This is a genomic window from Prevotella sp. CAG:592, from assembly GCF_000436015.1.
Taxonomy (GTDB): domain Bacteria; phylum Bacteroidota; class Bacteroidia; order Bacteroidales; family Bacteroidaceae; genus Prevotella; species Prevotella pectinovora.
The window spans coordinates 1-24,184 of sequence record NZ_FR892547.1 but is presented as its reverse complement, the minus strand read 5'-3'; the positions used below and the strand labels follow the sequence as shown (position 1 = coordinate 24,184).

Here is a 24,184-nt window from a genome sequence, read left to right as displayed (position 1 = left end):
CGTTCGTCGTCAATGGAGTGAAGACAGAGACATACAAGCTGCAATGATGCAGTCAGAGCTTGTTTAATTTTGAATCACGTAAATTAAGTTAGATAGGGGAGAGGGAACTTGTCTTAAAAGTCAAGGGCCCTTCCCCTTTGTGCATTTCCCTCGTCATTAATTGTGATGAATTTAGAGCCGGGTGTAATAATAATGTTGAAAGTCTTTTTAGTGAACAGATTGTTATTATTATCTTTGCAGACGGCTTATAGGTAACTTCATTGCAGTGTCTGGGGATGAAGAGAATAGCAGTAAATAACAATATAAAATCCTATGAAATTTAGAGAGAATCTGTCGGTTAGGAGACGCTTTCTTTTAGTCGCCCTCTTGATTGTAGCTTTGATGGTCGTAGCTATGTCTTTGTTTCTTGTTCACAAGAGAAACGCTACACCTCGTGAGCTTGCCCATATAAACGCTTTGTGTAGTAAGGATATACAAAGGGCAAAAACACTGTTTATTGCAGCCAAGAAGCGTGAGAAAACCTATGATGAGGATGGCAGATGGTTCCTGAAGTTTCTTTCTCTCAAACTTAAGGTGAAAGAAAACTCTGATTTTAAAGATGATGAAGAAGTCTTGGCACTCGTTGACCATTATGAAGGATATGGTGATGATGCTATGCTGTCGGATGTATATTATTGTGCGGGTTGCGTGTATCGCACATTGAATGACTACCCTAAAGCCGTAGAGTATTTCATGAAGATAGTAGGAGTGAACCATACCATAAAGGCTCCTACAGATATAGAAGCCCTTTGCTATTATCAATTGGCCTATATCTATTCTGTACAGGGGCTCGACAGTGAAGCTCTGAAATGGCAGAAGAAAGCCTTGCAGATACATGAGAGTCAAGGCGATCTCACACATTGTGTGTATGACTATAACAATATGGCATGGAGCTATATGGCATTAGGCTATAAGAACAAAGCTCTGAAGATGCTCCTCAAGGCCAGGAGCATGGCCCTGAAGATAGATGATGCAGCCCTATTGTCGGAGGTGGATGGTTTCCTCGCAAATTACTATAACGAGAATGGTCCTCTTACAGAAGCGAAGAAATTTATTGATTCTGCGCGTCGTAATGTTGGCAATGCCACACTCAGTTCCACATACTCCTTGTCTTTTGAAATCTATGACAAGCTCGGTCTGCGGGATTCTGCCGCTGTGTTTTGCAACAAGGTGCTACAACATGGGTCTGTATATGCCAAGCGTCATGCTTATTGGTGGCTAACGGTGCAAAGCCTGAAGAATGGTGATGCAGAAGGCGCTTTAGGTAACTTCGAGAGTTACAAAAAATATGTTGACTCTGTGGATATCGTTTCGCCACGTGATGCTTTGGCAAGTGCCAATGCCATGTATGACTACGAATTGAAAGAGAAGGAGAATCTGAAGCTAGAGATGCATCAGATGCGTCAGACGGTCTATATTATAGTTTCCGTGACCATTGCGATAATCATAGCCCTTTTGTCAATGTTGACATATTTCATTTTATGGCGGAGAAAACGCCTTCTTGAAACCCGTATGGAGATATTGAACAAGGCATTGGAAAGGGAACATGAGCTGAAGGAAGAGGCTATTGCAGAAAAGGAGATGGAAATGGAGCAGATGCGTAGGCAACTTGCTGAGTCGAAAAGTGGAAAAATCGGCAATGAAGAACAGGTATTTGCCGTTGCTGACATAAATGATGACATTCAGAAGAAGAAACTTATTGTTCGTTCCCGTAATCTGCGCGACAAAAAATTTCTTGAATCAGAGGTGTTCAAAAAACTGATGCTGGCAATTTCGGGAGGAGAGAATGTGAAGTTTGAAGACTGGGATGAGTTGTTCGCTACGGTGAATCGGATTTATCCAAGTTACAAGGATAATATAGCGAAATTCTGCCGTATGAGCGAGATACAGATGAAGGTGTGTGTGTTGCTGAAAATTGGTATGAGCTTTTCTGACATTTCCGTCCTCGTAATCAGGTCGAAAGATACCGTTTATTCAATTTGTACCAGATTATATTTCAAGAATTTCAAGACCAAGGGAACAGCCAGCAAATGGGCTGAGCTGATGAGGTCGTTGTAGCTTGTTTCCTGTCAGACTGTATTCGTATTTTTATTGTTTGTTCGGGTTACACGACAAGTTGTATCTATATCAAGAATCTATACCAGAAAAGTTTCCCCTCCCCGTTACCGATTACTAAAAAAACGTAACAAAGGCTTTACAATTATCCGGTTTTATAGACATCGAAAGAATATTTTTTGTAACTTCGCAAAAAGAACAATGCATACCCCAATGATACGCGTCACTCCCCGAAATGCAGGAAGCAGTGATGAAAACAATATTTGCCGCTTGATGATTGTCAGGGAGGATGGATGAAAGCGTGTAGGATTGTTTTTTTTGATGATATTTCTAATATAAAACTTTACTATTATGGCAAAAGGTGGAAAAGGAAGAAAACGACTTAACAAGAAGCAGATTATAGATAAGCTCCAGAACTTCTTCTTGGAGAATCCCGAAAAGCAACATAGTTTCAAGGAAATATTCCGTGCGCTCCGTCTCGACACGCATCCCGCAAAGATGCTCGCCGTTGACGTGATGGAGGAAATGGCATGGGACGACTTCCTCGTCAGGAAAGGCGAAAGCGCCTATCAGCTCAACCAGAACGGACAGGTGCAGGAAGGCACCTTCCAGCGCAAGGCGAACGGCAAGAACACCATCGTTCCCGACGACGGTGCAGCCCCGATATTCGTGGCAGAGCGCAACTCCATGTTCGCCCTCACCGGCGACAAGGTGCAGTTCACCATCATGGCGCGCCGCAAGAACCACATCCGCGAAGCAATGGTGACAAAGATACTGCAGAGAGCCAAAGACACCTTCGTGGGCAAGCTCAGAGTGGAGAGAGACTTCGCCTTCCTCGTGTCAGACGGCAATATCTTCGTAAACGACGTCATAATCCCCAAGCGCAAGCTGAAGGGCGGAAAGACCAACGACAAGGCAGTGGTGAAGATCACCCAGTGGCCATCCAAGGAGAACAAGAGCATGATAGGCGAAGTGGTTGACGTGCTCGGCGAGACCGGCGACAACGATGTGGAGATGAACTCCATACTCGCTCAATACGGTCTGCCATACAAATATCCGAAGGCAGTGGAAGACGCTGCCAACAAGATAGACCCTACGATAACCGAGCAGGACTACAAGGAGAGAGAAGACTTCCGCGACGTCACCACCTTCACCATCGACCCACACGACGCCAAGGACTTCGACGACGCCCTCTCTATCCGCGAACTGTCGAAAGGCTTATGGGAAGTAGGAGTACATATCGCTGACGTGTCGCATTACGTCACCGAGGGGTCTATAATCGACAAGGAGGCAGTGAAGCGAGCCACAAGTATATACCTCGTAGACCGCACCATACCTATGCTGCCGGAGCGACTCTGCAACTTCATCTGTTCGCTGCGCCCCGACGAGGAGAAGCTCACATACAGCGTGATATTCGACATGAACGAAGAGGGAGAGGTGTTGCGCTGGCGGCTCCATCACTGCGTGATAAAGAGCAACCGCCGTTTCTGCTACGAGGAAGTGCAGAAAATCCTTGAAGACAATGGAGTGGTGGACGGAACAGGACAGCCAGCACCGCCACCAGCCAAGGGAAAGACATATCAGGGAGAGTATGCCACGGAGCTCATAATGCTCGACCGCATAGCCAAGAAGCTGCGCGCCGCAAGGTTCAAACACGGTTCGGTGAAGTTCGACCGTGAGGAGCTGCGCTTCGACATCGACGAAAAGGGCAAGCCGACACGCTGCTACTTCAAGATAGCCAAAGACGCCAACAAACTCGTGGAGGAGTTCATGCTCCTCGCCAACCGCACCGTGGCAGAGAGCGTAGGAAAGGTGGCGAAGGGAAAGAAGCCGAAGACATTGCCATACCGTATCCACGACCAGCCCGACCCAACGAAGCTGGAGACATTGAGACAGTTTGTGGTAAAGTTCGGCTATAAGGTGAAGACCGACGGCACGAAGGGTGCCATCACAAAGAGTCTCAACACTCTGCTCGATGAATGCGCCGGCAAGAAGGAGCAGAAGGTGATAGAGACCGTGGCACTGAGAGCCATGATGAAGGCAAAATACAGCATCCACAACATCGGCCACTACGGACTCGCCTTCGAGTATTACACCCACTTCACCAGTCCTATCCGCCGCTATCCCGACACTATGGTGCATCGCCTGCTCACACGCTATCAGGCAGGAGGACGCAGTGCCAACAAGGAGCACTACGAGGAACTGTGTGAACACTCCAGCGACATGGAGCAGATAGCACAGAACGCCGAGCGCGACAGTATAAAATACAAGATGGTGGAGTTTATGTCAGACAAGATAGGCAACACCTACGATGCCCACATCAGCGGACTCACCTCCTATGGCATCTATTGCGAAATCGACGAGAACCACTGCGAGGGTATGGTGTCGCTGAGAGACCTGAAGGACGACTACTACGATTTCGACGAGCGCAACTACTGTCTTGTAGGCCGTCGCCACCACAACAGGTATCAGCTTGGCGACCCGATACGTGTGCAGGTGGCAAAGGCAAACCTGGAGAAGAAACAGCTCGACTTCGGAATCGCTGACGAGTAGACAGCTGCTACGCTCAGGATAAACTATTGATAATCATATCGTCATTGGCAACCGGTACTCTTCCGTCATGAGAGAGTACAGGTTGCCAATTACTGTATCATAATGAGGCAGATACCGTTGCCCCCGCATCATTCCCAACCGATATCAGCCGGCAGTATCAAACAAAATATCTCAAAAAATATGAGGCTCAAATCATACCAAGTTATTTTTTCACCGTCACTAAGGCATTACAAAAGAGTCCCATCCGCGTCTTGTATATAAAAAGAACAAAAAGAAGAAGATGGAAACAAAAGAACTCATAAAACAAGCCGAGATAAACCGCAGAAGGCTTATCGAAGTGGTCTACAATGCCAAAGCCGGACACATCGGCGGCGACCTGTCATGTCTCAATGTGATGACAGCACTCTATTTCGATATCATGAACGTCAGTCCAGCCGACGTGAAGAATCCCGACCGCGACCGTTTCGTTCTCAGTAAAGGACATTGCGTGGAAGCACTCTATGTCACCCTTGAGGCAAAGGGATTCCTGAAGAAGGAAATCACCGACACGCTCGGAAAGTTCGGTTCCATACTCAGCGGACACCCCACCATTGAAGTGCCGGGCATCGAAGTGAACACAGGAGCGCTGGGTCACGGACTCTCTATCGGAGTGGGTATGGCACTGGCTGCCAAGATGGACAAGAGAGACTACAAGACCTTTGTGATGATGGGCGACGGCGAGCAGGGCGAAGGCTCTATCTATGAGGCTGCCATGGCAGGACATCAGTATAAGCTCGACAACCTGGTGGCTATCATCGACCGCAACCATCTGCAGATAAGCGGCAACACCGAAGACGTGATGGCTATAGAAGACATCGCGGCACGCTGGACAGCCTTCGGATGGGACGTGAAACGCATGGACGGTGACGACATGGAAGACATCATGAAGACTTTTGCCGCCATCGACTATACCAACCACAAGCCACACCTCCTGATATCAAACACCACTAAGGGAAAGGGAGTGTCGTATATGGAGAATGTGGCAAAATGGCATCACGGCATGCCGAGCGAGGAACAGTATCGCCAGGCACTCAGCGAGATAGACGAAAGAATAAAGAACCTTTAATACACACATTGATATAGAACTATGATAGCTTGTAGAAAGAGTTTTACTGACACTTTGCTTGAATTGGCAAAGCAGGACAAGGATATTATTGCTGTAACGACAGACGCACGCGGTTCGGTGACGCTCAACGACTTCGCCGACCAGCTGCCGGAGCAGTTCGTTGAATGTGGTATCGCTGAGCAAGACGCCGTGGGAATAGCAGCCGGTCTGGCACACAGCGGAAAGAAGGTATTTGCCTGCGGTCCGGCATGCTTCTATGTGGCACGCAGTCTGGAACAGGTGAAAGTAGACCTTGCATACAGTGAGAATCCGGTGAAGATACTCGGTGTGAGCGGAGGAGTGGCATACGGAGCACTCGGAGCCACACACCACAGTCTGCACGACATCGCGGCATTGCGCACATTCCCGGGAATGAACATCGTGTTGCCATGCGACGCGCGCCAGACACGCAAGCTGGTGAAGCTGCTCGTGGATTTCCCACATCCTGTATACGTGAGAGTGGGACGTGCGGCAGTGCCCGACGTATATGAGAACGACGACTTCGACTTCCAGCTCGGCAAGGCAAACATGCTGCTCGACGGTAAAGACATCACCATCATAGGATGCGGCGAGACCGTATACCACGCCCTTCAGGCAGGAAAGATGCTGAAGGAGCAGGGCATCAGTGCCCGTGTGCTCGACATGTCGTCGCTGAAACCTTTTGATGCCGAAGCCATCCGCAAGGCGGCAGAGGAGACAGGACGCATCATAACAGTGGAGGAGCACAGCCAGTTCGGCGGCCTCGGAGCCATCGTCACAGAGACACTTTCGGAGAATCCGGTGCCCGTGCGCATCCTCGGCATACCAGACGAGAATGTGGTTCACGGTACCAACAAGGAGATTTTCGCCCACTACGGACTCGATGCCGACGGCATAGTGAAGGCAGCCAACGACTTTCTCAAGAAATGACAAGACAAATGGGTGATTATATCATAGCCATAGACCAGAGCACATCGGCAACAAAGGCGATGCTCTTCAATGACAGATGCGAGATGCTTCAGCGTGTCAACGTGGAGCACCACCAGTATTATCCCAAGGCTGGATGGGTGGAACACGACGCCGAAGAGATCTACGCCAATGTGATAGCTGCCGTGAAGCAGCTGATGAAGGATGCCGACATGGAGGCAAGCTACTCCATGGCAATCACCAACCAGAGGGAGACCGTGGTGGTGTGGGACAAGACCACCGGACATCCAGTATGCAATGCCGTGGTCTGGCAGTGCATGCGTGGCGTGGACATCTGCAACGAACTGAAGGCGCAGGGCTACGGACCGATGGTGATGGAGAAGAGCGGACTGCTCATCGACCCCTATTTCTCGGCGAGCGGAGTGAAATGGATTCTCGACAATGTGGAAGGTGCGAGAGAAAAGGCAGACCGTGGCGAACTGCTCATGGGAACGATGGACTCCTGGCTGATATGGAAACTCACCGGCGGGAAACGCCATGTCACCGACTATACCAACGCATCACGCACGATGCTGATGAATATACATACGCTGCAGTGGGACGACGACCTGCTAAGACTCTTCGGTATCCCTCGCAGCATGATGCCGGAACTGTTGCCATGCGACGGCGTGTTCGGCGATACTGTGGTGGAAGGACTCTTCCTGCAGCCTGTTGCCATTGCCGGAGTGCTCGGCGACTCCCATGGAGCGCTGGCAGGACAGATGTGTTTCGAGGCAGGACTCGGAAAGGCAACCTACGGCACTGGGTCGTCGGTGATGGTGAACATCGGCGAGAAGGCGGCGCCAGCCCCCGACGGACTCGTCACCTCTATCGGATTTGCCGCCCTCGGAAAGGTGTTCTATGCCTTTGAGGGAAACATACACAGTACGGGAGCCACACTGAAATGGCTGCAGGAACAGCTCAAGATGATTGACTCGCCAGCCGACGTGGAGCCTGAGGCGCTGTCGGTGGCAGACAATGGCGGCGTGTATTTCGTGCCGGCGTTTGCCGGACTCGGCGCACCATGGTGGAACGACAAGGTGAGGGCTGCCGTGATGGGTATGACGCTCGCCACTACGAGAGCGCATTTCCTGCGTGCCGCCCTGGAGTCGATAGCATATCAGGTGAACGACCTCGTGAAGGCGATGACGGTGAAGGCTGGCATAGACCTGAAGGAGATTCGTGTGGACGGAGGACCGACCAAGAACAGGTTCCTGATGCAGTTTCAGGCAGACTGTCTGAGAGTGCCGGTAAACTGTTCCGACGTTGAAGAGGCATCGGCATTGGGAGCCGTTGTCATGAACGGACTCTCTCGCGGTGTATGGAAGAGTTTCGATGAGGTGGCACGGTTGCGCCGCAGCCGATGGACCGTATGTTCGCAGGACAACGAAGCTTGGATGGAGAAGAACATAGAGGGATGGCACAAGGCTGTGAGACAGATCATCAATTCTCCCGAATGAAATAAACCTTCTACATGTAAAAACTAAGAAACAAAAGACAAGAACATTATGAAGAAGAACAAAAAACAGTGTTTCGGTGTCATCATCGGCACACGTGCATATTTCAACTCTGAGCTTGCCAGAGACGTGCGCAAGCAGTTGCTGAAGACTTTGGACGCCGAGGGCTACGACTATGTGATACTCCCAGAAGATGCTACTCCTACGGGAAGCAGCAGCATAGAGACAAGAGAGGACGGACTGAAATGTGCGGAGCTGTTCCGCCAGAACCGTGACCGCATCGACGGCATCATCGTGTCGTTGCCTAACTTCGGTTTCGAGATCGGCATCATAAACGCAATCAGTGTTGCCGACCTGCATGTGCCGGTTCTCGTGCAGGCTTGCGACGACGAGAACGACAAGGTGGACCTCGACAGCCGTAGAGACGCATTCTGCGGAAAAATCTCAGTATGCAACAACCTCTACCAGTATGGCATCCCATTCACAGACACCACTCTGCATACATACTCAATATATTCCGACCTGTTGGCAAAAGACATCAACCGCTTCGCTGCCGTATGCCGCGTGGTGAACGGACTGAAACATGCCCGCATCGGTCAGATAGGAACTCGTCCGCTGGGCTTCAACACCTGTCGTGCGAGTGAGAAACTGCTGCAGGCATCGGGCATCACTGTGGTGCCGGCAGACTTGAGCGAGATTCTATATGCCGCAGAGGCGATAGAAGACAGCGACACCGACCTGCTCCGCCAGATGGAGAAGGTGGCAGGATATGCTGAGGTGCCTGAATCATACAGGGAGAAGCTGCGTCTGCAGTGCAAGTTCGGCGTTGCCGTAAACCGTTGGGTTGAGGCAAACCAGGTGGATGCCGTGGCGATACAGTGTTGGGACTCGCTGGAGCAGAACTTCGGTTGTGCTGCCTGCGTCACCATGAGTATGCTCAGCGAGGCTGGCATACCGGCAGCCTGTGAGACCGACATTGCCGGTGCCGTGTCTATGCTCGCATTGACGCTGGCATCCAAAGAACCGTCGGCAATCGCCGACTGGAACAACAACTTTGCAGAAAACCGCAACAAGTGTGTATGCACCCACTGCGGAAACTTCCCTAAATCGTTCATCGGCAACGACAACCTGCGCCTTGGCCCGCTTGGCGTGCTCGGCCGCACGCTCGGCAAGATAAACACCTTCGGTGCCGTGTATGCCAAGGTGAGCGCCGGCGACTTCACCTTCTTCCGTATCTCTACCGACGATACAAAGGGAATGATAAAGGCATACGTGGGAGAGGGAAAGATGACCGACGATCCATACGGCATGGATGGCTGCATCGTTGTCACCGAGGTGCCTGAACTGCAGAAGCTGATGAAGTATATCTGCAAGAACGGTTTCGAACACCATGTGGCACTCGTGCGTGCTGATGTGGCAGGTGTCATCGAGGAGGCTCTCGACAGCTATCTCGGCTGGGACCTTTATGTGCATGAATAACACATACACACTGCAATAATAAATACATTTTTCATAGATGATTAAAAACGAAGAGGGGATGTTCCATGTGAATGGCGCATCCCTTCGCCTTTTTTCACATGTCTGGTAGAATGTCTGGATATTATGACCATTTGCCGCTTATTTGTGCATAAAAGTAAACCGGGTTATTCCATTTCGGATAATTAAAACACTCTATAATGCAATTTTAAAGATAGACTGATGATAATAACGAATAAAATACTTAATTTTGCACCGTTATGTCACAGAAGCTAATTCAAAGTCAGGAGCAGAAGACTGTTCAGGTGCAGCGACTCACGCAGCAGCAGATGCTTGCGGTGAAGATGCTGGAGATGCCGCTTACCGAACTGGAGCAGAGCATACAGGCAGAGATTGACGATAATCCCGCCATGGAAAGCTCTTCGCCGGATGATGCGGCATTTGCCGGAGATTCAGAAATGGAGTCTGCCGACACTTCGGCGTTTGCCACCAAGGAAACCCCGTCTGCCGGTAATGAAGCGTCAGCATCCGCCGGCGACAGCGACGACACCGTAGACGAGGCATCCGCGGCTTTCGATGCGGCGACAGAAAGGGAGGAGAGGGCTTCGGCACTCGACGACGCACTGTCGAACATCGGTATGGACGACCGTATGCCAGATGCCGACTATCCGTCATACTACGGCAATGCCGACTCTGCCGACTATGAGGAGATGGTATATGGCGAGCAGGCTTCTTTCTACGACAAACTGAAGGAGCAGATGGTTGACGTAGACCTCGACGACCGTCAGAGGGAGATAATGGAATATGTGATAGGGTCGCTCGATGGCGACGGACTGCTGAGGAAGTCTGCCGACAGCATTTCAGACGAGCTTGCCATCTATCATAACATATACTGCACGGAGGAGGATGTTAAGAACGTCATCACCCTGCTGCAGACTTTCGATCCTGCCGGCATAGGAGCTTCCGACCTGCGCGAATGCCTGCTGCTGCAGATCAGAAGGCGGCCCGACACTGAAATCACACGACTGATGCTAAAGGTCATCGACAGGTATTTCGATGAGTTCATGAACAAGCATTGGGACAAGATAGTGAAGCAGCTGAACATTCCCCCCACTACCGCCGACACGGTGTATTCAGAACTCCTCCGCTTGAATCCCAAGCCGGGTGCATCGCTCGGCGAGACCGAAGGCAGAAACATGCAGCAGATAACGCCAGACTTCATAGTGGATACCGCCGACGACGGCACCGTGACATTCTCCATCAACAGCGGCCATGTGCCAAACCTGTATGTCTCGCCCTCGTTCACCGAACTGCTCAAGGGCTACAAGGCAAACAAGGCGTCGATGTCGCGACGCGACAAGGAGGCGCTGCTCTATGCCAAGGAGAAAGTGGAACGGGCACAGGGATTCATCGACGCCGTGAAGCAGAGGCAGCACACCATGTATGTCACCATGAAGGCGATAATCGACATACAGCGCAAATACTTCCAGGACGGCGATGAGAGCGACATGAAACCCATGATACTCAAGGATGTGGCAGACCGCACGGGTCTCGACATATCCACGATATCGAGAGTGAGCAACATGAAGTATGCTCAGACACGCTGGGGTACGTTCAAGCTCCGCCATTTCTTCAGCGACGGAATAAAGACAGAGGACGGCGAGGAGCTGTCCACACGCAAGATAAAATTGGCATTGAGGGAGGTAATCGACGGGGAAGACAAGTCGAAACCCTATTCAGACGATGCCCTCACGAAGGTACTCGCCCAAAAAGGCTGTCCGGTAGCACGGCGAACGATAGCGAAATACAGGGAACAATTGGGAATACCGGTAGCAAGACTCAGAAAGAAATGAATGTAAGAAACATCATAAGGCTGGCAAAAGGGGTGAACCTCTTTTCCTCGCCGTTCTATCTGCCCGTCATAGGGTTGGCTGTTCTGTTCACGTTCAGCTATCTCAACCGCATGCCCTTGGGATACAAGCTCTTCGTGCTTTTCATAGCCTACATCTTCACGATACTGTTGCCGGTATCGCTCATCAAGCTATACCATCGCTACCACGGATGGACACTCTTCGAACTTGGTGCCAGGGAGCAGCGTGTGATACCTTATCTCGTGTCGATACTCTGCTATTTCTTGTGCTATTACGTCATGATTTTCTATCATGTGCCGCATCTGATGGGCAGCATTGTGGTGGCGGCGCTTGTGGTGCAGATAGTATGTGCCATAGTGAATATGTGGTGGAAGATTTCCGTACACATGGCGGCGATGGGGGCAATGGCAGGAGCCTTGGCGGCATTCGGATTCAAGTTCATGTTCAATCCCGTGTGGTGGCTCTGCGGACAGTTCCTGCTCTCGGGCATGGTGGGCAGTGCGAGGATGATTCTCCGCCAGCACAATCTCCGCCAGCTCTACATCGGCTTCATAGTGGGAGTGTTGGTGGGATTCTTCACGGTGATATTCGTATGACACGCCTCAGTCTCTTTCTGAGGCAGGGTCTTTGATGCACCAGCAGCATTTCTAATCCGACGCTGTTCTCATGGGGATGTCTGGAAAATAAATTTGATAAGGACAACGATAAAAACATAAAGATATGAAACCATTAGTAAGTATTATAATGGGCAGCACCAGCGATCTGCCTGTGATGGAAAAAGCGATGAAGTTCCTGGATGATATGGAAGTGCCTTTCGAGGTCAATGCCCTCTCTGCACACCGCACTCCGGATGCCGTGGAGAAATTTGCCAAGGAAGCGGCAGAACGCGGATTGAAGGTTATCATCGCCGGTGCCGGAATGGCTGCCGCCCTGCCGGGAGTCATCGCAGCATCAACCACACTTCCGGTTATCGGAGTGCCTATCAAGGGTAGTGCCTTCGACGGTATGGACGCCATGCTCAGCATCATACAGATGCCTCCTGGCATACCTGTTGCCACGGTGGGAGTGAATGGTGCGATGAATGCCGCCATCCTTGCCGTAGAGATAATGGCTCTTGCCGACGCTTCTCTTGCAGAGAAGATGAAGAACTACAAGGATGGTCTGGGTGCCAAGATAGAGAAGGCAAACAAGGATCTTGCCGAGGTGAAATATAACTTCAAGACTAATTGATTTTCCCGTTTCGGGTCTAACCCCGAATCGTTAAAATTCATAATCCCAATGGATATCAAGAATAATCATAGCCAGAATCCCCATGCATGTGCAGGAGTAGGATGTGACACTGACGGATGGAGCGGTCTTTTCAACTACTCCCGCCGTGAAGCCCATGAGGTGAATGTCGGCGACACACCGCTTGGTGGCGACAATCCCATCCGTGTGCAGTCTATGACCACCACTCCCACTGCCGACACCGAGGCATGTGTGGATCAGGCAAAACGTATCATTGAGGCTGGCGGAGAATACGTGCGTCTCACCACTCAGGGAGTGAGAGAGGCAGAGAATCTCAAGAACATCAACGTCCGTCTCCGTGAGGAGGGCATCACTACGCCGCTCGTTGCCGACGTGCATTTCAATCCTCATGTAGCCGATGTAGCGGCGCTGTATGCAGAGAAGGTGCGTGTAAATCCCGGAAACTATGTTGACCCGGCGCGCACATTCAAGAAACTGGAATATACCGACGAGGAATATGCCGAGGAACTGAAGAAGATAGAGAAGCAGTTCGTGCCGTTTCTCAATATCTGCCGTGAGCACCACACTGCCGTGCGCATCGGAGTGAACCACGGTTCGCTCTCCGACCGCATCATGTCTCGCTATGGCGACACGCCGGCAGGCATCGTGGAGAGCTGCATGGAGTTTCTGCGCATCTGCAAGCGTGAAGACTTCAAGGATGTAGTGATCTCCATCAAGGCGAGCAACACGGTGGTAATGGTGGAGTCTGTACGCTTGTTGGTTGACACCATGCGCCGTGAGCAGATGGACTATCCGCTGCATCTGGGAGTGACAGAGGCTGGCGAAGGCGAGGATGGAAGGATAAAGAGTGCCGTGGGTATCGGAGCGCTGCTCGCCGACGGTATCGGCGACACCATACGTGTATCGCTCAGCGAGGAGCCGGAGGCTGAGATTCCTGTAGCTCGTCATCTCGTGGACTATATCACCAGGCGTGCCGGGCATACGCTTATCCCAGGCCGGGTATACGACAAGTTCAATTGGGTATCTCCTGAGCGCCGCACCACGGTTCCCGTGGAGAATATCGGCGGCGACAACCTGCCTGTGGTGATAAGCAGCAGAATCCATGGCGATGAGGCTCCGGCTGCAAATGCCAACCCCGACCTCACCCCCGACTATCTATATATGGGAGCAAAACTCCCGGAGAACAAGGTGGAAGGTCAGAAGTATATCGTTGACTTCAATGTCTACACACTGATTTCAGAGGAGCAGCGCCACAACGTGTTCCCGATATTCCCATACAATGCCATCCCGTTCCTGAGCGGAGTGGAAGCGCCGCTCAAGTTCCTTGTGTTGCCATACGGAGCGCCGAGCGCCGAATATATCCCATGCCTGAAGGCGCATCCGGAGATTGTCGTCATCAGCGTGAGCAACAATGTGAACCGCCTTGGCGAGCAGCGTGCTCTCGTGCATGAACTTATGACTGAGGGCGTGGCAAATCCAGTGGTGTTCTGCCAGATGTATTCCCACAGTCAGGAGGAGAAAGGCGACTTCCAGCTTGAGGCTGCAGCCGACATGGGCGCTCTGATGTTCGACGGACTCACCGACGGCATATGGCTCATGAACAACGGTACTCTCTCTGATGCCGACATCGACGCCACGGCATTCGGAATTCTCCAGGCAGCCCGCCTGCGCACCACCAAGACGGAGTATATCTCTTGTCCCGGTTGCGGAAGGACTCTCTACGACCTTCGTGCCACCATCGCCCGCATCAAGGAGGCTACAAAAGACATGAAGGGACTGAAGATCGGCATCATGGGATGTATCGTGAACGGTCCCGGCGAGATGGCAGATGCCGACTACGGTTATGTGGGAGCCGGCAGGGGCAAGATTTCCCTGTATCGCCGCAAGGAGTGTGTGGAGAAGAATATACCCGAAGAAGAGGCAGTGGAGAAGCTCCTGCAGCTTATCAGAAGCGACATAAAGGAATAATGCGATGATGCTTTCCTTTTTGCGGGAGGGCGACAACTCTTCCCGCATGCCTCAAACGACAACTATATACAGATTATAATGAGTTTAACAAAGATAATACGAGGAGCGTTCGTCTCCCGTCAGAAGGAGATAGAGCGATACGACAAGGAGGCAGAGGCACTGCAGATGGAAGTGCTCCACTATCTCATGAGCAATGCCAAGCACACCGAGTATGGACGCAAGTATTCCTTCGGAGCCGTAGGCTCATACTCTGATTACGCCAGTCATGTTCCGGTGAACACCTACGAGGAACTCAAGGGTTACATCGACCGTATGCGCCACGGCGAGTGCGACCTGTTGTGGAAAGGAAGCGTGAAATGGTATGCCAAATCCTCTGGCACCACTAACGACAAGAGCAAGTTCATACCCGTTAGCCACGACGGTCTGCAGCATGTGCATTATGCCGGAGGCAAGGATGCCGTGGCTCTGTATCTGCGCAACAATCCCGACAGCCGCCTCTTCGACGGCAAGAGCCTTATCCTTGGCGGAAGCCACTCGCCCAACTATGGCGTGGCAGACTCGCTTGTGGGCGACCTCAGTGCTATCCTCATAGAGAACATCAATCCTCTTGCCAACCTCGTACGTGTGCCCAAGAAAGCCACGGCTCTCCTTTCTGACTTCGAGATAAAGCGTGATCGCATAGCCAGGGAGACGATAAACAAGAACGTGACGAACATCAGCGGTGTGCCGTCGTGGATGCTCTCCGTGCTCACCAGAGTGATGGAGCTCACCGGCAAGAAGCATCTTGAGGAGGTGTGGCCGAATCTTGAGGTGTTCTTCCATGGCGGTGTGGCGTTCACTCCATACCGCAAACAGTATGAACAGCTCATCACCTCGCCAAACATGCACTATATGGAGACATACAATGCCAGTGAGGGATTCTTCGGACTGCAAGACGACCCTGCCGACAAGTCGATGCTCCTGATGATAGACTATGGTGTGTTCTATGAATTCATCCCTATGGACGAGTTCGACAAGGAGAACCCTACCGTCGTGCCGCTCTGGGGAGTGGAGACAAACAAGAACTATGCGATGCTCATCTCCACCTCGTGCGGATTGTGGAGATATGTCATCGGCGATACCGTGAGCTTCACGTCCACAAATCCATACAAGTTTGTCATCACCGGCCGCACCAAGCATTTCATCAATGCCTTCGGTGAGGAGCTCATCGTTGACAATGCGGAGAAGGGGCTCGCATACGCCTGTGAGCAGACAGGAGCCGAGGTGCTGGAATATACCGCCGCTCCGGTATTCATGGACGACAATGCCAAATGCCGCCATCAGTGGCTGATAGAATTCTCCAAGGAGCCTGCCGACCTCGACAAGTTCACGGAGCTGCTCGACAAGAAGCTGCAGGAGATAAACAGCGACTACGAGGCGAAACGCTACAAGAACATCACGCTGCAGCATCTGGAGATAGTAAAGGCGCGCAAAGACCTTTTCAACGACTGGCTCAAGTCGAAGGGAAAGCTCGGCGGACAGCATAAGGTGCCGCGCCTGAGCAACAGCCGCAAGCACATCGACGAACTGCTGAAGATGAACGGCTGACGCATGCTCCGTCTGCCACAGGCATGGCATCTTCGGGATGAAGACAAGACCTATGTGGCAGCGGCGCAATGAGCACAAACAATGACACATATTATATATATGATATACAGAAGAGCAAACGACTTTTTGAGAAATACCATTCTGCATTCCTTCTCTCTTGAGAAACAGGGATGGCTGCCGGCATGCGTGGTCTTGCTGACCATCACTTCGCTGCTCTCGTCTTGTGCAAAGATGGGACAGCCCGACGGAGGATGGTTCGACGAGATGCCTCCACGCATCATCGGCTGCACTCCGGCCGACAAGGGAGTGGGGGTGAAGGCGAAGAAAATATCCATCCTCTTCGATGAGTTCATCCAGGTGGACAATCCCACGGAGAAAGTGGTGGTGTCGCCGCCACAGCTCGAAACGCCGGAGATAAAGGGTGCCGGAAAGAAGATTGTGGTGGAACTGAAAGACTCGCTGAAGCCCAACACCACCTATACCATCGACTTCTCTGATGCCATCTCCGACATGAACGAGGGCAATCCTCTGGGCAACTACACCTACAGTTTCTCAACCAGCGACCACATCGACACGCTTGAGGTGGCAGGAAACGTGGTCGACGCCCAGAATCTGGAACCGGTGAAGGGTATCCTCGTCGGTCTCTATGCCGTTGGCGATGAGGCTCTCACCGAGGGCAACTTGCTGAAGGGCTATAATGCCGCCGCCGACGGAAAGTCGCTCGACCCCTTTCTCTCGCAGCCTCTGCTCCGCGTTTCGCGCACCGACAGTCGCGGACGCTTCGTGGTGCGTGGCGTGGCTCCCGGCAGATACCGGGTGGTGGCGCTGCAGGATGCCGACGGTAACTACTTCTTCAGTCAGAAGAGCGAGATGATAGCCTTCTCGGATGATGTGATAGAACCGAAATTCACTGGGGCGGTACGCCAGGACACCATCTGGCGCGACTCTCTGCATATTGACTCCATCCGTTCCGTGGGATATACGCGGTTCATCCCCGACGACCTCGTGCTGAGGGCATTCACAGAGACACAGACCGACCGCTTCTTCCTGAAGGTGGAGCGCAAGGACCCTCGTCTCTTCACCGTTTTCTTCAGCGGTGGTGATGCAAACCTGCCTGTGGTGAAGGGACTGAACTTCAACAGCGACGATGCTTTCATAGTGGAACACTCGCTGCTGAACGATACCGTGAGCTATTGGCTGCGCGACACGGCGCTCGTAAACCAGGACACGCTGACTCTGCAACTATCGTATATGGCTACCGATACGCTCGGCAATCTCTCCCTCACCACCGACACGTTGGATGTGCTCTCCAAGGTGTCGTATGAGAAGCGGCAGAAAGACCGTGAGCGGAAATATGAGGAATGGAAAAAGCGGCAGGACAAGGCGAAGAAGCGTGGCAAGGAATACCAGGAGCAGATGCCTATCGAACTGCTGGAACCTAAATACAACGTTGCCACATATCTCGACCCGGACAGGAACATCACCGTGGAGATGCCTACGCCGTTGGCACGCATCGACACCTCGATGATTCATCTCTATGCCCGTCACGACACGCTGTGGTATCGCTCCAAGTTCATTTTCAGAGAGCGGAAGAACGTGGCGCGCTCGTATGAGCTGATAGGGGAGTGGAGGCCAGGCGTGGAATACAGTCTGGAAATCGACTCCACTGCATTCGTTGACATCTACGGAGCGCCGTCGCCGGAATACAAACAGGGATTCAAGGTGAAGCCGGAAGACGAATACGGCACGCTGCTCGTCAACATCAGCGCTCCTGACGACACGCTGCCAATGGTGGCACAGCTGCTCGACGCCAACGACAAACCGGTGAAGGCGGTGGCTGTGAGTGGCGGAGTGGCTGAATTCTTCTATGTCAACCCCGGCACGTATTATCTGAGGATGTTCACAGACACCAACGGCAACGGCGAATGGGACACGGGGTCTTATGCCGACGGCAGACAGGCTGAGGCTACATACTATTATCCGGAGAGTATAGAATGCAAGGCGAAATGGGACATCACCCTCTCGTGGACTCCCGACTCCCGTGATGCTGCCCACCAGAAACCGTATGCCATCACCAAGCAGAAGCCGGAGCAGGACAAGACCATCAAGCGCCGCAACGCCGAAAGGGCAAAGAAACTCGGTATCAGCTACGACGGCAGACAGTGAGTGGAATCTCGATAGACACAACTTATTAACAACATTATCATCATGAAAAGATTTCGTCGAATAATGATAGTCGTGGCAATGGTCATGGCATCATGCACAATGGCATCGGCGCAGTGCTCGTTTCGCAACACAGCATTCAAGTCGGGCGAGTTCCTGTCATACAACCTCTACTATAACTGGAAGTTCGTATGGGTAAAGGCCGGCACCGCCAGTATGTATACCGTAGAGAGCACATACAAGGGAAAGAGTGCCTATAGGTCTAGCCTCACCACAAGGGGCAACAACAAGGTAGACAATATGTTCGTGCTTCGCGACACGCTGCTCTGCTACTCTTCAAAGGAACTCGAACCGCTGTATTTCAGAAAGGGAGCACGTGAAGGAAAGCGGTATACCGTGGACGAGGTGTTCTACTCCTATCCCGGCGGCAAACCGCATCTGCGCTGCCATCGTCAGCGCAACGACGGTTCTCACTTATGGAAGAACCTCACTCCCGGCAATTGTGTGTTCGACATGATGAACATCTTCATGAGGGCACGCTCCTTCAGTTCGGCAAACTGGAAGAAGGGTCATGTCGTAGACTTCCCTATTGCCGACGGCAAGGGCACCACACCGGCTCGTCTGCGTTTCAACGGCACTACAAAGGTGAAGGCAGACAACGGCAAGAAATACCGCTGCGTGGAGCTCTCGTATCTGGAGTATGAGGACAGGAAATGGAAGGAGATAGTGCGCTTCTACGTCACCGACGACCAGAACCACGTGCCTATCCGTCTCGACATGTTCCTCAAGTTTGGCAGTGCGAAAGCATTCCTCACCAGCATGAAGGGTGTGAGAAACCCCATCTCTTCGCTTGTGAAATGACAGGCTGAAGATGCTTTGTACTGACATACAGGCGATTATCAGACAGCTAAGAGTAATTGTCCCTCCCCTACGGGGGAGGTTAGGTGGGGGCTGAAGTTATAGACAAAGTAGACAGTCTATACCTTGCTGATGTCATAGGCAGTGTTTCTTCGGTTATTGTCATTAGCCCCCTCTCGTTCTCCCCCGTTGGACAACCCATCCAACCCATCCTAACCTTCCCAAAGGGAAGGAACAAGTTACTCAGAATACTGTCATCAGCCCCCACCTAGCCTCCCCCGAAGGGGAGGGACAGTTACTATTACTATTGATAACCCTTTGATAATCTGATAACTACACACGATAATCATGCAACCAATGGTATCTGTCCCTCCCCTACGGGGGAGGCTAGGTGGGGGCTGATGTGTTTAAATTTTTGTCCATCGCCGCAGGTGGATGGACGCATTATTCTCACTGATATATTTATTCTGCATTTTCATCTGAAAAAAGCATGGGTATTCTATGTGTCAGACTTATGGGCAAAAAAAAAGGGGCTCCGCTGAGTCCCAATCTTGTTAACCTTAAATCTAATACTATGAAAAACACGATGCAAAGGTATGGATTATTTGTAAAGTTGCAATACTAAACGGATATTTTTTGCATTTCCCTACATCATTATTGACGTATGTCAATAGGGTTGTGTGCGAGAACAATTTTTTTGTTTGGTAAACAAGTTGTCGGGTATATTTTCAAGCAAGCTTGTTGTTATGTCTTCGGTTTGGATAAAATCCTCCCGTTCGGAAATGTGAATGCATTCCCATTTCTCTCATTTACCCGGATTTTGCATTATCTTTAGATAACCCGTTGGTGGAATTAATTTGGTCGATATGAGCAAAAGTTTCCCATATCGCTGATTCTCAGTAAAAACGGTTAGGATGGGTTAGCGGTTAGGTGGGGGCTGGTGGCAATTAGTCTTTTCATATATCATGATAGACTTACCAAGTCCACCCAATCTGTCCCTCTCTGATTCACGAAGCCGGCTCCTCCTCTTCGAGTTTCGCCAGGAATCCGTTCAGAGTGGCATCGTCCACGTCGCCCAGTTCGTATTCGCGCTCGGCGTCGCGGCGTACCATATCATACCATTCGCGGCGCGCCTCATGACAGCTGTCTATCAGGCGGCGGCGGTCGTCGGCATCCATACTGTTCCATCCGTAGATGGCATCAGCGATACGCAGTGCCAGTTTCCTGTCGATGTCGGTGTCGAGACTTCCGCCGTCGTAGTAGCGGCATATCTCTGCCATGAGGTCTTCTGTGGTGTCTATGTTTCCGCTGGTGATGGCGTCTACGATGCGCATCACGCTGGCGTTGCTTATCTGCATTCCGCCGAGGTCGGCAAAGAGCGACGCTCCCCTGCTGAGCGGTCTGCCGAAGGTCTGGCTCGCCGTTGTGTCGTCAAACGAGGTGTTGTAGTCCGCCTCCTCGTCGGCCGACTTCAGATGGCGGTTGAGATATAGCTTTATGGCGAGCGTGTATAGCGATATTCCCTTTTCGAGCGCCGACCGCTTTATCAGCGACCCGTCGGCGGTCTGATACACTTCTCTGGCCCCCTTCTGGTCGCGCAGGGCTTCGAGCGTCACCTTCGCCTCCACCACCTTGGTCATCGTTGAGGGGTTGAGGCACTCGGTGTCCACCATGCTCCGGCGGCTGCCCTGCGGACGCATGTCGCGGCGTGGCCATTTTGCGGTGTCGCGGTAGGTGCCCACGGTGGCGATGTTGCGTGCCGGCACGATGTAGGTGTCGGTGCCGTCGCCGATGACGTATGAGAACGGCAGCGATGAGGTGTCGGGATGTGTGGCAATCTTGCCCATACACATTGTGAAGGCTCCGATATGTGCCGGCCATAGGATGTGGGCGCCGCTCGCCGTCTTGGCTCCGCGCTCCATGATGCCATAGTGGATGGGGCCCATCTTGTAGGCGTGGTTGCTGAAGTTGGTTCCCGAACCGGCGTTGTAGAAGGAGTACATACCTCCGATGAGCAGCGTTGACTTGTGGTGGCTCACGCTGAACGGTCCGCAGAATGCGGCGCATGCCTCTCCGTTGGCCATGTATGAGTTGGCGAAGAAGAGGCTGTCGGTGGCTGAGAATCCGTCGGTCAGCGTGGAGTTCTCGCCGATGAAGCAGTTTTTGGCTATCGCATTGTTGCTCACCGACGAGCCGAGGGTGACGATGCATCCGTCGATTATCGCTCCGGCTCCCACAAACACGCTGTTGTCCCGTCGGCTCCACAGCGTGGTCTCGCTGATGCGCTGCGCTCCTCTCACCTCTGTCCATTGGGTTATCCAGGAGTTGGTGATTTCTATTGTGTCGGTGATGCGCACGTTGTCTTCTATCAGCGTGCGCTTCGGCATCCGGCTCATCACCTCCTCCATCACCATTCTCCTCACGGCGTCTTTAGCCTGGCGTCGGGCTTCTATGGTGGCGTCGGCGTCGTCATACTGTTCGCCCAAGCATGGCGGCAGCACTGTGAGGGCTGCTATCTGACTTGTGAGTCCGGAATAGAGCACCACGTTTCCCTCTCCCGCCTCGTTCATCACGCTGATGGTGTTTCCCTGTCCGAAGGTGGTGCCTTCGGTGGTCTGTATCACGCTCACGTTGTTGACGATGCAGTTGTCGCCGATGTCGGCGTTGCAGATGAATGCGCTCACGTTCTCCACGAGGGTGTTGTCTCCGATGGTGGAGTTTATGATGCGTGCGTGTCGAATTCCGGTGGGCAGTTCGTATCCCATGTCCGTGGTCACGGTGTCGCTGTTAGACCCTATGCTGCATTCTCCTATGAACTGCACGTCGTAGAGCCTGTCGGCAGAGAAGTTCTCTCCCACGGTGATTTTCTGCCAGTCTTCAGCGTGGCAGCGGTTCTCTTCGAGCCGCTTTATCTCTGATGGTGTGAGTGTGCGCATGATGTGTGTGTGGTGTATGGGGTTCTTTTTAATTTTGTTCTTCCTCGCTGTAGTCCTGATACAGGAAGTCGTTGTAAGGGTATTTCTGCACGTGCAGCTCTCTCACTCTCTTGTATATCACGTCTCTCATCTCCTGAATGTTTATCTTCTCGCGTGCCGAGATGAAGAGGCAGTCGTCTCCCATCTTCGCCATCCAGGTCTTCTTCAGGTCGTCGAGGGTCATGTTCTCCTTTGTGGCAGGCGTGAGGTCGTCGGCCTCTTTTTCCACCCATGTGTATGCGTCTATCTTGTTGAAGATTATCATCGACGGCTTGTCGGCGCATCCCAGGTCGGCGAGAGTCTTGTCCACCACCTTTATCTGCTCCTCGAAGTCGGGGTGGCTGATGTCCACCACATGCAGCAGCAGGTCGGCCTCGCGCACCTCGTCGAGGGTGCTCTTGAAGGAGTCAACGAGGTCTGTGGGCAGCTTGCGTATGAATCCCACGGTGTCGGCGAGCAGGAACGGCAGGTTCTCCACCACCACTTTTCTCACCGTGGTGTCGAGTGTGGCGAAGAGTTTGTTCTCTGCAAACACCTCGCTCTTCGACATGAGGTTCATGAGCGTAGACTTTCCCACGTTGGTATATCCCACGAGTGCCACGCGGATGAGGCGGCCGCGGTTTTTGCGCTGTGTGGTCTTCTGCTTGTCAATCTCGGCGAGTCGCTCCTTGAGCAGCGACATACGCTGCAGGATGATTCGGCGGTCCATCTCGAGCTGCGTCTCACCCGGTCCGCGCAGTCCCACGCTTCCCTTTCCGCCTCCCGAACCAGATCCTCCTCCCTGTCGTTCGAGGTGGGTCCATAGTCGCTGCAGTCGTGGCAGCATGTAGCGGTATTGCGCCAGCTCCACCTGCGTCTTGGCGTTGGCGGTCTGTGCGCGCATGGCGAAGATGTCGAGGATGAGGGATGTGCGGTCGAGGATTTTCACCTTCAGCTCGTTTTCGATGTTGCGAATCTGCTTTGCCGAGAGCTCATCGTCGAATATCACCATACCGATTTCTCTCTCTGCGTCTTCCTCGTCGAGTATATATTGCTTTATCTCCTCGAGCTTTCCCTTGCCCACGTATGTAGTCTGGTTGGGACCGTTCACTCTCTGCGTGAATCTCTTCACTGTGACGGCGCCGGCGGTGTCGGCAAGGAATTCCAGTTCGTCGAGATACTCCTTGGTCTTGGCCTCGTCCTGTTCCTTCGTGATGAGTCCCACGAGTACGGCTGTTTCGGCCTTGACTTCTGATATTACGAATTCTTTCATCTATGTCGTTGTCTTATGATATGCTAATATGAAGAAATTATATGCAATAGTAAAATATATGCAAAGATAATGCAAGGCGAGAGCAGAATGAAGTAAATACATTTATTTCTTATGCCGAGCCGCAGCTTATCTTATGCAAAGATAAACTAAAAAGCTGATTCAACATATATATTATGGTGAAAAATCTCTTTTGCGACGGGCAATAGCGAATATACAACACAGATATTGTAATTGCGTGTTACTCACAGATAAATTTATTCCGTGTTGCCGTTGTGTCCCCAGCCTGCGGCAGGGACACAAATAAAAAAAGAAACACGGATACCACGGACTTGACACGGATTGGTCTTTCACGGATCTTTTTTTGATTATATTTTAGTCAATGATTCTTGGATTTAGCTTAAGGATTTATTGGGATTTGCGAGTGCTGGGGCACTCCCTTTCCTGGCATCTTGTCCTCAGATTTTCAGACAAAAACTTAGAGAGATAAACCGGCTGCGCAGGAAAGTTGTTATCTATTCGTAATTCTGAACTGTGGGGGAACAATAATTATTACTCCGCATACTGCCATCCAGCCCCCACCTAACCTCCCCCGT

Annotated in this window: 15 protein-coding genes; 13 read left to right on the top strand and 2 right to left on the bottom strand. The window is 51.9% G+C overall.

Annotated elements, in window-relative coordinates; all coding sequences use genetic code 11:
* Positions 1–312 precede the first annotated feature (312 nt).
* From QVO99_RS04115 to QVO99_RS04055, 13 genes are all read left to right on the top strand, one after another.
* Positions 313–2,097, top strand: a complete 1,785-nt coding sequence (locus tag QVO99_RS04115; RefSeq protein ID WP_022316331.1) for a tetratricopeptide repeat protein — start codon at positions 313–315, stop codon at positions 2,095–2,097.
* A 348-nt stretch (positions 2,098–2,445) separates the two neighbouring features.
* A complete protein-coding gene (rnr, locus tag QVO99_RS04110; RefSeq protein ID WP_022316330.1) occupies positions 2,446–4,647 on the top strand; it encodes a ribonuclease R in 2,202 nt (733 codons plus the stop codon).
* 226 nt (positions 4,648–4,873) lie between these two features.
* Entirely contained in the window at positions 4,874–5,752 is an 879-nt protein-coding gene (locus tag QVO99_RS04105; protein WP_262503192.1) for a transketolase, read from the top strand.
* 21 nt (positions 5,753–5,773) lie between these two features.
* Positions 5,774–6,700, top strand: coding sequence for a transketolase family protein (locus QVO99_RS04100; RefSeq protein ID WP_022316328.1), 927 nt, complete (start codon positions 5,774–5,776; stop codon positions 6,698–6,700).
* A gap of 8 nt (positions 6,701–6,708) precedes the next feature.
* Positions 6,709–8,196: a glycerol kinase GlpK gene (gene glpK, locus QVO99_RS04095; protein WP_022316327.1), complete on the top strand. Its 1,488-nt coding sequence runs from the start codon at positions 6,709–6,711 to the stop codon at positions 8,194–8,196.
* Positions 8,197–8,244: 48 nt separating this feature from the next.
* Positions 8,245–9,672: an L-fucose/L-arabinose isomerase family protein gene (locus QVO99_RS04090; RefSeq protein ID WP_022316326.1), complete on the top strand. Its 1,428-nt coding sequence runs from the start codon at positions 8,245–8,247 to the stop codon at positions 9,670–9,672.
* Between the two features lie 257 nt (positions 9,673–9,929).
* On the top strand, positions 9,930–11,522 hold the full coding sequence (gene rpoN, locus QVO99_RS04085) for an RNA polymerase factor sigma-54 (protein WP_022316325.1): 1,593 nt from the start codon (positions 9,930–9,932) through the stop codon (positions 11,520–11,522).
* The gene (locus QVO99_RS04080) at positions 11,519–12,136 is read left to right on the top strand and encodes a hypothetical protein (protein ID WP_022316324.1); all 618 of its coding nucleotides are present in this window, start codon (positions 11,519–11,521) and stop codon (positions 12,134–12,136) included. Before rpoN ends, QVO99_RS04080 begins: the two co-directional genes overlap by 4 nt.
* Positions 12,137–12,260: 124 nt before the next feature.
* Positions 12,261–12,770 (top strand): 5-(carboxyamino)imidazole ribonucleotide mutase, encoded by a 510-nt coding sequence (gene purE, locus QVO99_RS04075; RefSeq protein ID WP_022316323.1) that lies wholly within the window; start codon positions 12,261–12,263, stop codon positions 12,768–12,770.
* A 48-nt stretch (positions 12,771–12,818) separates the two neighbouring features.
* Positions 12,819–14,756 carry a 4-hydroxy-3-methylbut-2-en-1-yl diphosphate synthase gene (locus tag QVO99_RS04070; protein WP_022316322.1) on the top strand — a complete coding sequence of 646 codons (1,938 nt, stop codon included), beginning with the start codon at positions 12,819–12,821 and terminating at the stop codon, positions 14,754–14,756.
* 78 nt (positions 14,757–14,834) lie between these two features.
* Complete coding sequence (locus tag QVO99_RS04065; protein ID WP_022316321.1) at positions 14,835–16,343, top strand: GH3 auxin-responsive promoter family protein; 1,509 nt, start codon at positions 14,835–14,837, stop codon at positions 16,341–16,343.
* A gap of 81 nt (positions 16,344–16,424) precedes the next feature.
* On the top strand, positions 16,425–18,509 hold the full coding sequence (locus tag QVO99_RS04060; protein ID WP_441295403.1) for an Ig-like domain-containing protein: 2,085 nt from the start codon (positions 16,425–16,427) through the stop codon (positions 18,507–18,509).
* Between the two features lie 42 nt (positions 18,510–18,551).
* Complete coding sequence (locus QVO99_RS04055; RefSeq protein ID WP_042520302.1) at positions 18,552–19,367, top strand: DUF3108 domain-containing protein; 816 nt, start codon at positions 18,552–18,554, stop codon at positions 19,365–19,367.
* 1,004 nt (positions 19,368–20,371) lie between these two features.
* Here QVO99_RS04055 and QVO99_RS04050 read toward each other — a convergent pair.
* Together QVO99_RS04050 and hflX are read right to left on the bottom strand one after the other, a co-directional pair.
* Positions 20,372–22,300, bottom strand: a complete 1,929-nt coding sequence (locus tag QVO99_RS04050) for a DUF4954 family protein (protein ID WP_022316318.1) — start codon at positions 22,298–22,300, stop codon at positions 20,372–20,374.
* 28 nt (positions 22,301–22,328) lie between these two features.
* Complete coding sequence (hflX, locus tag QVO99_RS04045; RefSeq protein ID WP_022316317.1) at positions 22,329–23,591, bottom strand: GTPase HflX; 1,263 nt, start codon at positions 23,589–23,591, stop codon at positions 22,329–22,331.
* Between the last annotated feature and the right edge of the window lie 593 nt (positions 23,592–24,184).

Coding starts and splice junctions, on each gene's coding strand:
- QVO99_RS04115 (WP_022316331.1), top strand. CDS start 313: ATGAAATTTAGAGAGAATCTGTCGGTTAGGAGACGCTTTCTTTTAGTC.
- rnr (WP_022316330.1), top strand. CDS start 2,446: ATGGCAAAAGGTGGAAAAGGAAGAAAACGACTTAACAAGAAGCAGATT.
- QVO99_RS04100 (WP_022316328.1), top strand. CDS start 5,774: ATGATAGCTTGTAGAAAGAGTTTTACTGACACTTTGCTTGAATTGGCA.
- glpK (WP_022316327.1), top strand. CDS start 6,709: ATGGGTGATTATATCATAGCCATAGACCAGAGCACATCGGCAACAAAG.
- QVO99_RS04090 (WP_022316326.1), top strand. CDS start 8,245: ATGAAGAAGAACAAAAAACAGTGTTTCGGTGTCATCATCGGCACACGT.
- rpoN (WP_022316325.1), top strand. CDS start 9,930: ATGTCACAGAAGCTAATTCAAAGTCAGGAGCAGAAGACTGTTCAGGTG.
- QVO99_RS04080 (WP_022316324.1), top strand. CDS start 11,519: ATGAATGTAAGAAACATCATAAGGCTGGCAAAAGGGGTGAACCTCTTT.
- purE (WP_022316323.1), top strand. CDS start 12,261: ATGAAACCATTAGTAAGTATTATAATGGGCAGCACCAGCGATCTGCCT.
- QVO99_RS04070 (WP_022316322.1), top strand. CDS start 12,819: ATGGATATCAAGAATAATCATAGCCAGAATCCCCATGCATGTGCAGGA.
- QVO99_RS04065 (WP_022316321.1), top strand. CDS start 14,835: ATGAGTTTAACAAAGATAATACGAGGAGCGTTCGTCTCCCGTCAGAAG.
- QVO99_RS04060 (WP_441295403.1), top strand. CDS start 16,425: ATGACACATATTATATATATGATATACAGAAGAGCAAACGACTTTTTG.
- QVO99_RS04055 (WP_042520302.1), top strand. CDS start 18,552: ATGAAAAGATTTCGTCGAATAATGATAGTCGTGGCAATGGTCATGGCA.
- QVO99_RS04050 (WP_022316318.1), bottom strand. CDS start 22,300: ATGCGCACACTCACACCATCAGAGATAAAGCGGCTCGAAGAGAACCGC.
- hflX (WP_022316317.1), bottom strand. CDS start 23,591: ATGAAAGAATTCGTAATATCAGAAGTCAAGGCCGAAACAGCCGTACTC.